This is a genomic window from Pseudooceanicola lipolyticus, assembly GCF_002786325.1.
GTDB classification, from domain to species: Bacteria; Pseudomonadota; Alphaproteobacteria; order Rhodobacterales; family Rhodobacteraceae; genus Pseudooceanicola_C; species Pseudooceanicola_C lipolyticus.
Genome location: NZ_PGTB01000175.1, coordinates 1 through 7,270 on the forward strand (window position 1 = coordinate 1; position 7,270 = coordinate 7,270).

The window sequence follows — 7,270 nt, forward strand, 5'->3', positions numbered from 1 at the left end:
GCCGCCAGGGTCAGCGGAAACCGCCGCCCGACCCGGTCGACCGAGGGCATCAGCACGCCCAGCATCTTCTGCGGTCCGGCCAGACCGGCGGCCAGGGTGAACCGCCAGATCGGCGCCGACATGTAATGCCCGTCCCAGGCCGCGCCCAGCGCCGCCTGCGCCGCCGCCATCGCGCCCTGCAGCCAGGCATCCCAGGGCGTGACAAAGCCGGGCAGCAGGCCGAAGCGGAGGAAATCCCCGGCCGAGGGCATCTTGCCGAAGGCGCCGAACCCCGCCGCCATCACATCGACTTGGGGCAACTGAACTCGCCCAGCGCCGGCAGCGCGAAGGGGTTCAGCACCGAACCGGATTGCAGATCGAAAATGGCGATGCGGCCGCCGACATTGAAGATCACCCGCCGCCGGTCCGAAGCGTCGGTGCGCCGGATCTGCGCCGCATCCAGCAGCCGCAGCCAGGCCCAGGGGCCATCCTGGCTGAGCGTGCTTTCGACATTGTTGCGATCCGGCTGCATCGAGATCCGCGCCAGCCCGACGCTGCCGGGCCATGTGATCGCCACCGGGGTCGGCTGGCTGCGCTGTTCGAAGGCCACCTGCTGCCCATCGATTTCCAGCAGCACCGACCGCGCCTTGGGGTCCAGCGCCTGCGGCATGATCTGGAACTGCACCGCCGCCTGCGGGCCCAGCGCAAAGAACGCGTCGCGGATCTCGGCGGCGTTCTGCATCTGGTTCAGCACCGCCTGGCTGATCCCGAGATCGACCGCGCCGCCCTGTTTCCAACTCCACGGCCGGGTGCGGGTGTCGACATGTTGCAGCAGGGTTTCGGTGAAAAAGCTATCGATCAGCCCGCCGGGGCCGAACAGCCGGGTGAAATCGGCCATCGCCACATCGGCCCGCGCCCGGCGGTTGAACGGATAGCGGTTGGACAGCGCCTGTTCGCAGAAGGGCAGCACATTGGCCTGCCAGCGCGCGTTGATCGAGGCGCGGGTATTGTCCGAGGTGATGCCCGACGACCCGGCGACGATCTGCGCCATCCAGCGCTGGATCGGACCCTCCATGCGGCCGGCCACCTGCTGGAACTGCAACAGCGCCTGCCCGCTTTCGGCGGCGCTGGCCACCCCGCTGATCGACATCTTGTTCAGCTCCTGGTAGACGCCCAGCAGCGCGTCGGTAAAGCCGTCCAGCTGCGAGGGCTGGCCCTCGGGCCGCTCGACCATCCGGTGCAGCCAGGCAAATCGGTCCTCCACCTCGAATCCGGGCGGGCGCGGCGGCCCGCCGGTCGCGCTGGCCACCGAACTGGTCAGCGCCTCCAGCAGGATCTGCGCCTGGATATTCAGGCTGCTGCGCGCCTCGATCCCGATGATCGACTGCCCGGCATCCTGCAGCGAGGCGGAATCCACCGCGCCGCGGGCCTCGGTCAGCCGGGTTTCCTCGGCGATCCCGGTCAGGATATTGACGATCGGCGAGGTCGAACTGGACAGCACATTGGTGACTTCGGCCGCATGCGACAGCGACTCCATCGGCACGATGTCGATATCGGCCAGCAGCGCGTCATAGCTGGCGATGAAATCGTTGTAATACAGCCCCAGCACATCGCGGCTGAGCGCCAGCAGCGCACCTTCGCTTTGCAGCGCCTCGCCGCGTTCACCCAGCACCCAGGCCTCGTTGCGCACCCGCTCGGCGACGCTGACCGCCTCGGGCAGGAACACGTTGTGAAACCCGTCATAGGTATAAATGCCGTCGATGCCCTCGTTCAGCGGCTTGCCCGAAGACCGGGTCAGCACCCGCGACACCGCCGGCCCGCCCTGTTCGGTGATCCGCCATTTCGGCAGCTGCGTCGCCGCGCTGGCATTGACGATGCCGGTATAAACCCGCTGTGCCAGCGGCAGCTGGGTCAGGATGTCCTGCACCTGCGCCACCAGCGGCCCGTTCAGCGCGATCTGATCCATCGGCTGCGCCAGCAGCGCGTCCAGATGCGTGGCCAGGTCGGCGCGCACCTCCTGTCGCACCACGCCGGGATAGGCGATGTCCCAATCGGCCTGGAACCATTCCTTGACCAGGTCGGCATTCATCGGCCCCTGCAGGCCCAGCATCAGGTAGATCTTCAGCGTCTCGTACAGCGGTTCGGGCGCGTTGATGCTGGCGATCATATGCTCTTCCAGCCGCAACAGCAGGCGCGGCAGAAAGCGTTTGTTCAGCGCGGCGCGATAGGTCTGCTCCGCCTGGCTGCCGATCACCTCGCCCTGGTAAAGGCCATAGCGCAGATGCCGCTCCGGGCCGGGCGCCTCCGGTGCCGCCGGGTTGCCCGGCAGGTCGCGCAGGGCGGTCAGCGCATCGGCCACCGGCAGCAGGTCGGTATCGCCCACCGGCGAGGGCGGCAGCGCGCTGGCGGCCTGCTGATAGGCGGTGGCGCCCTCGCCGGCCCGCGCCACCAGCGCGCTGTTGCCCAGATAGCTGCGCACCCACAGCGCGCCCATGCCCAGCGCGATCAGCACGGTTGCGGCGATGGCGGCACGCTGGGTCCAGCGATAGCGGCGCTCAACCTTGTCATCGGCCGATACCAGTCCGGCCTCGCTGAAGATCACCCGTTCCAGCAGCCGGGTCAGGAAATAGCTGCGCCCGCTGCCCTGCCCCGAACCGATGGCCTGCCGCCCGATGCCGAAGGTCTGCGCCATGCCCAGCATCAGCCGGTCGATCGGCGTGCCCTCCTGCGTGCCCGAGGTCAGGTAGACCCCGCGCAGCATGTGGCGCTGTTCATAGCGGTTGTCCTGGAAAATCTCGGTCAGGAAATCGCGCGCCACGCCGCGCACCGAGGCCACCTGTGCCGGGAACCCGGCGACCAGCGCCCGGCGTTGCGGGTCGGTCTCGCGCTGAAGTTTCTCCAGCAGCTGCGCGTTCAGCTGGCCCAGCAGCTCGGCAAATTGCGCGTCGAACTGCGCCACCGCCGGCGCGTCACTGCGCGCCGTTTCCAGCGGCAGGGTAAAGCCCCAGACCTTTTCGCGCTCTTCCTTGCCCAGATCGTCGAAGAACTCGGAAAACCCGGCGATCAGATCGGCCTTGGTGAACAGCACGTAGACCGGGAACCGCACGCCAAGCTGCTCGCGCAGCTCGTTCAGGCGGCGGCGGATGGCCTGGGCATGGGCCTTTTGCGTCATCCCGTCCTGCAGCGACAGATCCGACAGGGAAATCGCGATCATCGCGCCGTTGATCGGCTGGCGCTTGCGGTATTTCTTCAGCAGCCCGAGGAATCCCAGCCAGGCGGCATTGTCGGCATCCGCATCGCTTTCCTGCGTGGTATAACGCCCGGCCGTGTCGATCAGCACCGCCTCGTTGGTGAACCACCAGTCGCAGTTGCGGGTGCCGCCGATGCCGCCGACGGCGGCCTTGCCCAGCTTGTCGGCCAGCGGGAATTGCAGGCCGGAATTGACAATCGCCGTGGTCTTGCCGGCGCCGGGCGGGCCGATCATCACGTACCAGGGCAATTCGTTCAGGTGCCGCCGGCCGTTCTTGGACTTGCGCAGCTCGGCCAGTGCCTGTTTGAACTTGCCGCGCAGCTCGCCGATTTCCTGCGCGACGAAATCGTCCTCGGGCGGGGTTTCCACCGTTTCGGCGATCTCCTCGGTCATCTTCTTCGCGCGGCGGCGGCGCAGCCACAGGACCAGGCCCATCAGCAACAGGAAAACCACCGCGATCACCGCAATGGTGATCACCCGGCTGGTGACGCTGCCGAAGGGGCGCCATTCGGTCGTGCCGATGAACGGCGCGAAATACCAAGTGCAGACCGACAGAACCGCCGCCAGGAAGAACAGCACGAAATAGGGCGACCGGCACCATCTGAAGAACATGCGGATCATGTATCGGCCTCCCGCACCAGAACCACCTCGATCCGCCGGTTGCGGGCCCGTCCCTCGCGGGTGGCGTTATCGGCAATTGGCTCCTTGTCGGCGCGGCCCTCGGCCGACAGGCGCGCCGGGTCGTCAAACGCCTTGGCGATCCCCGCCATCACCGATTTCGCCCGCGCCAGCGACAGCGCCATGTTCGACGGGAACCGGGCCGAGCGGATCGGCACATTGTCGGAATGGCCGACGATGATCACCCGGCCCTTTTCGTCGTTCAGCGACCGCGCCACCCGCGCGATCGGCTGTTCAAAGCTCGATTGCAACGTGTCCGAGCCCGAGCCGAACATGCCCGACCCGGCAATCCGGATGATCAGCGTATTGCCCTTGCCGAACACCTCGACGATGCCGTCGTCGATCTCGGCCTGCAGCACGCCCTCGACCTTGCGCAGCTGCTCTTCCGCCGTCGGCGCCGGCGGTGGTGGCGGCGGCGGTGGCGCCCGGCGCAGCAGCTGCGCCACCGGGCCGCTGTCGATGATCGACAGCTGGCCGATCACCCGGTCGGTCTGCCGGAACAGCGCCCAGGACAGCCCGGCGAACTCGGCCATCAGCAGCACGCCGGTCACCGCCACCGCGATCCACAGCAGCCGCCAGGCCGACAGCGCCTTGAACGGTTTCTTCAGCCCCTCCCAGTTCGGCGACAGGTCATGTTCCAGCGGGCCGCGCTGGGCCCGGATGATCCGGGCCAGCGCGTTGCGGATCTGCAGATGCTTGTCCATCCCGCCCTGTTCGACCCTCAGCCGCCCCTCGAATCCCAGCGACAGGCACATATAGAGGAATTCCAGCAGGTCGATATTGGCCGCCGGTTCCTTTTCCAGCCGCGCCAGCAGATCGTAAAACCGGTCGCCGCCCACGGTCTCGCCATGGAAGGTGCCGACCATCGATTGCAGCCCCCAGGACGATTGCCCGCCCCAGGGCGTGTTCAGCACCACGTCATCCAGCGTGGCGCACATGGCATAGCGCGCGACCTTGACGCTCTGTGCCGGAATGCCGGCCTGCAACGCGCGGTTTTCGAACTCGCGCAGCTCGCTCACCACGCTCTGGCGCAGCTTGTCGGGGTCCATATGCTGGGCCCGGTTGCGGATCCGCGAGATCAGCGAGAACAGGGTCGAGGCGCAGGCGGTCAGCGGGTTCATACCGGTCATCGCCATCTTGGCATTCGGCGCCGCCGGGCTCGGCGCCTGCGCCCCCTGGGGCACGCCATAGGCCGCCACCGGCGCCGCCTCGGGCGGTTGCGCCGGCGCGGGGGTGGATGCGGACGGGTCGGCGGCCGGCACCTGCGGTGTGCGGCGGCCTCCCGGATTGGGCTTGATCACCGTCTTGTCGGTGTCATCCGGTTCTGCGAACGGGTCGTTGTCTGACATGGCTCATTCCAATCGCTCAACCGTTCCGGATTGCCCAAAGCTCCATCTTCAGCCCCGGATACTGGCCCGACACATGCACGGCGATGCCGCCCGATGTGGTCATCTTGCCCCAATAGGGGCTGTCGGCGTCCAGTTCGAAATAGACCACCCCGGCATGATAGGGGATCTGGCGCGGCGCCACCGGCAGCGGCCGCAGGGTGATCCCCGGCAAAGCCGAATTGACCAGCTGCCGGATTTCCTCGACCGGGCCGATCTTGGCCTGCCCGGCAAAATGGCGGCGCACATCCTCGGCCGGGATATCGGCATCCACCGCCAGCACGAAACCAGCATTGCCCAACAGCTTGCGGTCGGCGATGACGCCGACGCTGATGCCGTATTTGCGCGCCTCCAGCGCGATGGGAATCGCCGTCTGCTCCAGCACCGAGCTCAGATATTGCCGCAGCACCCGGATCACCGGGGCGAAACTGCCGGTCAGGTCGTCATGCTGGTAGGGCGGGAATTGCGGCGCCTGCTTGTCGGCGGACATGAACACCGACAGTTCCCCGGCCAGCGCGACGCTGACACGGAACAGTTCCTCGGGGTGCAGGTTCTCGATCCGGGCCAGGTGGCGGATCAGCGGCAGCGTCCGGTTGACCACCGCCAGCAGCATGAAATCCTGCACCTCGGCCGCGCCGCGCGCGCCACCCGCCTCGGACAGGCGCCCCGACAGCGCCTGCATCCGGTGCGACAGCAGACCCTCCAGCTCGCGCAGGAAGCCGTCCAGCGGCCGCGCCGCCCGCACATCCAGGCAGGACGGCACGAAGGCGCTGTCCAGGATGATCTCCTTGTCCGGGCGCACCTCGATGATGCGCGCAATCGGGATCGCCAGCTTGTCGGACAGATCGTCCACGGCCAGCGCAAATTGCAGCCGCATCTTGCCGACGCCCAGCACCACGGGTTTCTTCTGCTGGCCCATCGTGTCGGTGACTTCGATCTCGGCGGGGCGGAACCGGCTGGCCGACATTTCGGCCCCGGTCATGTCCACCTCGGCCGCCCCCTGGCGGCGCTGCGGCACCGTCAGGTAAACCACACAATCCTTGATCGTGCTTGGCACTTCCAGCGCGGGCGGGTGATCGTCGGTCGTCGGCACCCGGAACACGGTGCCGTCCTGGGTCAGCCCGGCCACGGATTTCAGCGCGAACTGGCCGATCTTCAGCACTTCATCATCGATCTCCAGCCCGCTGACGCCCCAGCCATAGGGCCGGATGCGGCGCGCCAGGCCGGTGACCAGCGCCTCGGTATACCGGTCGGCCTGCTGGAAATGGTGGGGCTGCAGAAACAGCCCCTCGGTCCAAAGCACCTTGCTGTCCCAGGACACGTAATTCTCCTTTCTCCGGCCGTCAGGATTTCAGCCTGTCCAGCTGTTCCTTGTAGGCCCGCGCAAATTCCCGGCTGAACAGGTCGTGAAAGTCATTCTCGGCCTGGTCGGAAATCTCCGCATAAATCTTTTCATAAACATCCCAGTACCGCGCCTTCTTGCCCTTGAGCAGGCTGCCGAAGGCGCTGCTGGTCTCAATCTTTCCTTCCAGTTCCTTTGGGTCGAGCTTTTTCAGCACGCCTTTCAGCGCCGCCTCCATGCCCGCCACCATGGCGACCTCATGCGCCTTGATGTCCTGCAACGCCTGTTCCGCGGCGCTTTCCGGGCTCAGATAGCCCTTGGTCGTCGGCCGGATCATCGCTTCGATCGCCTGGTCCGGGCTGATCGAGAATTTCAGCGGGTTGTTCCCGCCGGCACTGATCATCGTCTGTTCGATGCGGAACTCGCTTTTGATCGAGGTGCGGGTCATCAGGATCTCGCGCAGGCCGGTGACCAGCGTGCGCATCACCCGCCCCATCCGCGCCATCGTGTTGGGCAGGTCGGCCTCGTCGATCTGCACCTCCGCGGCGCCCGCGCCCTTCAGGAACGCCGTCGCCAGATCGCGGTCGCGCGCCGACGCTTCGGCCGGTGAGGGTGCGGGTGCGGGTGCGGGCGGGG

Annotated in this window: 5 protein-coding genes; all 5 read right to left on the reverse strand. The window is 67.1% G+C overall.

Annotation, left to right across the window (positions count from 1 at the left end):
- Nucleotides 1-299 (reverse strand): type VI secretion system-associated protein TagF (tagF, locus tag CVM52_RS22015; protein ID WP_240621037.1); only part of this gene is annotated, 299 nt, incomplete at its 3' end.
- Nucleotides 281-3,850 (reverse strand): type VI secretion system membrane subunit TssM, encoded by a 3,570-nt coding sequence (tssM, locus tag CVM52_RS22020; RefSeq protein ID WP_100164531.1) that lies wholly within the window; start codon nucleotides 3,848-3,850, stop codon nucleotides 281-283. The genes tagF and tssM, both read right to left, overlap by 19 nt.
- The gene (gene icmH / locus CVM52_RS22025; protein WP_100164532.1) at nucleotides 3,847-5,256 is read right to left on the reverse strand and encodes a type IVB secretion system protein IcmH/DotU; all 1,410 of its coding nucleotides are present in this window, start codon (nucleotides 5,254-5,256) and stop codon (nucleotides 3,847-3,849) included. Before icmH ends, tssM begins: the two co-directional genes overlap by 4 nt.
- 16 nt (nucleotides 5,257-5,272) lie before the next feature.
- A complete protein-coding gene (gene tssK, locus CVM52_RS22030; RefSeq protein WP_100164533.1) occupies nucleotides 5,273-6,613 on the reverse strand; it encodes a type VI secretion system baseplate subunit TssK in 1,341 nt (446 codons plus the stop codon).
- A 22-nt stretch (nucleotides 6,614-6,635) separates the two neighbouring features.
- A partial coding sequence (gene tagH, locus CVM52_RS22035) for a type VI secretion system-associated FHA domain protein TagH (RefSeq protein WP_100164534.1) occupies nucleotides 6,636-7,270 on the reverse strand: 635 nt, incomplete at its 5' end.